Annotated in this window: 3 protein-coding genes; all 3 read right to left on the reverse strand. The window is 71.3% G+C overall.

Translation table 11 applies throughout. The features are described from left to right. Positions 1-246: 246 nt before the first annotated feature. Positions 247-1770 carry a chitinase gene (locus GT354_RS07345; protein ID WP_161355441.1) on the reverse strand — a complete coding sequence of 508 codons (1524 nt, stop codon included), beginning with the start codon at positions 1768-1770 and terminating at the stop codon, positions 247-249. Positions 1771-2065: 295 nt separating this feature from the next. Continuing rightward, on the reverse strand, positions 2066-2722 hold the full coding sequence (locus GT354_RS07350; RefSeq protein ID WP_161355442.1) for a maleylpyruvate isomerase N-terminal domain-containing protein: 657 nt from the start codon (positions 2720-2722) through the stop codon (positions 2066-2068). A gap of 118 nt (positions 2723-2840) precedes the next feature. Continuing rightward, on the reverse strand, positions 2841-3489 hold a 649-nt coding region (locus GT354_RS07355), incomplete at its 5' end, for an amidase family protein (RefSeq protein WP_272923772.1).

The raw sequence follows: 3489 nt of genomic DNA on the forward strand, positions 1-3489 counted from the left end.
ACACCCGCAGGTCGGGCGCCGCGTCCGGGTCGGCGCCGGCCCGTACCTCCCTGCCGCGCAGCGCCTCGACGAAGGCCGCCTGTCCGAGCCGGACGGGCGCGGGGCGGTGTGTTCGCGATGCGTGTGGGCCCGGCGGACGCCGGTGCCCGGCGGGTGAGCCGCCGGGCAAGGTGTGTGCACGGTGATGCCCGGCAGGGAGGGTGCCGGGCATCACCGCTTTGGTTCAGGTGTGGCTCACCTGCCCGTTCAGCAGGCGCCGAGGTCCTGCCAGACGCCCCACTGGCCGGTGGTGCCGGGCGTCTCGCCCGTCGTCCACCACTTGGCCTTGTAGTTGTGGCTCTGGTACGAGACCTGCTGGCCACCGGTGTAGACCGTGCCCGACGCCCACGGGGCGGCCGTGCACTGGTTGCCGTTCCCGCCGGTGACGGTCAGGGCGTAGGTCGTGCTGTGGCTGCCCGAGGCGGCGGTCCCGGTCACGGTGAGGTTGTACGTGCCCGACACGGTCGCCGCCGTGGTGTTGACGGTGAGCGTCGAGGAGCCGCCCGCCGTCACCGACGCGGGGCTGAGCGACGCGGTGACGCCCGCGGGGGCACCGCTGACGGTGAGGTTCACCGACTGCGCGGCACCGGCCGTCACCGCGGTCGAGACCGTGGAGGTGGCCGAGGCCCCGGCGACGACCGAACCGGAGGCCGGCGTCGCCTTCACCGAGAAGTCGTTGGTCGGGGTCGTGGTGCCGCTGGTGAAGGGCGAGAAGATGTGGCTGAAGTCCCACGTGTTCTGCGCGATCCCGGAGCAGTTGTCGGCGGCCGCGCCGCCCGCGCAACTGCCGTTGTCACGCTGGAGCGCCCAGAACGACAGCGTGTTGATGCCCTTGGTGTTGGCCCACGCGAGGACCTGACGGGCGTTGGCGAGGCTGAACGTCTCGGCCGGGCCGAAGTCGTCGACGCCGATCATCTCGGTGACGCCGACCATGCCCCACAGTTGTGCGGGGGTCTTGGTCGGGTAGAGCTGCGCGAGCGTGTTGTACAGGCCCTGCGCGGCGGTCTCGGTGTCGGTGGCCATGTTGTGCGTGGCGTTGTCGTAGTAGTCGAACGTCATGAGGTTGACGACGTCGACCTTGGTGCCGTTCGCGACGGCGTTCCTGAGCAGGGCGACGCCGTTGGCCGCGAGGCCGCTGGTCGTGGTGGGGAGCGTGTAGGAGATCTCCACCTTGCGCCCGTTGGCCGCGGCCCAGTCCTGGACCTTCTTGATGGCCTTGTTGCGCCGGTCGACGCCCGCGGTGTTGTCGAGCGCGTCGATCTCGATGTCCATGTCGAGCCGGGTGACGTCGTAGGTCGTGATCACCTTTTGGTACGCGGCGGCGATCTGGTTGACGTCGGTGCAACTGTCGGCGATCTCGGTGCCGGTGGTGTCGGCGGTGAAGCCACCGAACGAGGGGATGACGTCCCCGCCGTTGGCCTGGATGGTCGAGATGTCGGCGCCGAACGTCGAGGCGGCGATCGGCATGCCGGTGTCGCCGTTCCAGTACGGCGTACAGGAGCCCTTGGTGGCGGTCTGGAGGAACGCCATCGTCAGGTGCTTGGCGCCGGACTGGGCGGCCAGCGCGGCGGGACTCTCCCCGGTCCACGCCTCGAAGTAGGGGGCGAACACGTGCGATGGCAACGGGGTCGCGGCCTGGGCGGCGCCACCACCCAGGACGGTCAGGCTCACCGCGGCAGCGGTGGTGACGGTCGCGGCCACAGCCGCGCGGAAAGTACGCAAGAGTCGCATGTGCGTCCAGTCTCTATACGGGGACGTACCGCCGATTCGCGTCGCATGGCGGCATGGGGTATGAGACAGGCCGGCAGTCGTGGAAGTCAATGGTCTGGACCAAAGTGGACTAGACCATTAACTTTCAGGGAAGTGGTTTGCCGATGAAGGAAGTTGCTCCACGGGCCGGGATCACCACGGGTGACCGCGGACCGACCGAAGCGTGCCCACGCCGGCCCGATGCCCGGCCGCGCCGCAGTGCGCGAGGCCGCCGCCGGCTACGGTGCGACGGCGGCCGGAGCGAAGTCGGCGGCGATCAGCCGAGGAAGAGCGGAAGCCTGGCGGCCGAGCCGCCGAGTTCGGCCCGCTCGGCGTCGGTGGGCGCGCGCCGGCCGGTGGCGATCAGCAGCGCGTCCTTGTCGGAGAACGACGCGGGGAACGCGGTGCCGGCGATCGTCTCCAGCATCTCGCGGGTGCCGGCGAGCCCCGCCGCGGGCGGGTCCGCCGCGTCGGGGAGGTGGGCGATCAGGTCGAGGTGGTGCAGCGTCCACTCCAGGACGTACACGCGGAGATAGTCGCCCACGGCGAGGACCTGATCGCGGGTGCCGACCCGCAGGGCAGGGTCGGCGAGTTCCGCGGCGCGGCCGGCGGCGGAACCGACGTCGTCGAGGTGGAACTTGAGCAGCCAGGGCTCCTCGTACGCGGCGGCAAGCCGCACGGTCAGCGCGTCGAGGGGGTCGTCACCGGTCGGCGCGGTTTCGGTGACCTCCCAGTAGGTCACCGCGTCGCGGGTCGGTTCCGTGTCGGCGGGGGTCGCGAGGGTGATCAGCACGTCCTGCGCGTCGATGACCAGATGGCACACCAGGTCCCGCACGAGCCAACCGGTACAGCCGGAGGGACGAGAGAAGTCCTCGTCCGACAGTTCGGCAACCGCGGTGCGCAACGCCGTCCACGAGCGTGAGAAGAGATCCACATCGGCACGGTAGTGCGATGCCGCGACGGCGGACAACCGCATTTGCCCGGTCGGCGTCGACCTCCGATGTGGGGATGTCGACGCCGACCGGCGGCTTCGCGCCCGGCGGACGGCGGTGTCAGCCGGCCGTCGTCGGCGGCCACGGCGCCTGGCGCGGCCACGGCGCGGCCTCCTCCAACTGGGCCGCCATCCGCAGGAGTCGGGCCTCGGAACCGAGCGGACCCGTGAGCTGGATCGCCACCGGCAGGCCGGCCTCGTCGAAGCCCGCCGGCACGCTCGCGGCGGGCAGACCGGAGACGTTGAACACCGACGTGAACCAGGTCATCGAGGCGGCGTGGGCGTACATGCTCGGCGGGTTGCTCGTGTCCAGTCGGCCGAGTTCGGGGACCGGAACGCCCAGCGTCGGGCTCAACCACACGTCGTGGGTGTCGAAGAACGGCGCGACCTCGCGGCCGATCCGAACGACCGTCTGCAGCGCCCGCACCAGGTCCTGGCCGCGCATCGCGGCGGTGCGATCGTGGATGACCCGGGTGAACGGTTCGAGGTCGTCGTCGCGCAACTCGCGGCCCAGCACGGCCAGTCGCTCCTCGATCTGGGCGTGCGTGACCGCCGCCATCACCTGGCCGAGCGCCTGCCCGGTGGCCGCGCCGTCCCAGACCGGTGCGCCCTCCTCGACCCGGTGGCCGAGTTCGGCCAACAGCGCGGCCGTCCGCTCGACGGCGCGCACCGCCGCGGGGTGGGCGGGGACGCCGTCCACGTTGGCCGTC

Origin of the sequence: Streptomyces sp. SID3343, assembly GCF_009865215.1 — a bacterium.
Lineage (GTDB): Bacteria > Actinomycetota > Actinomycetes > Streptomycetales > Streptomycetaceae > Embleya.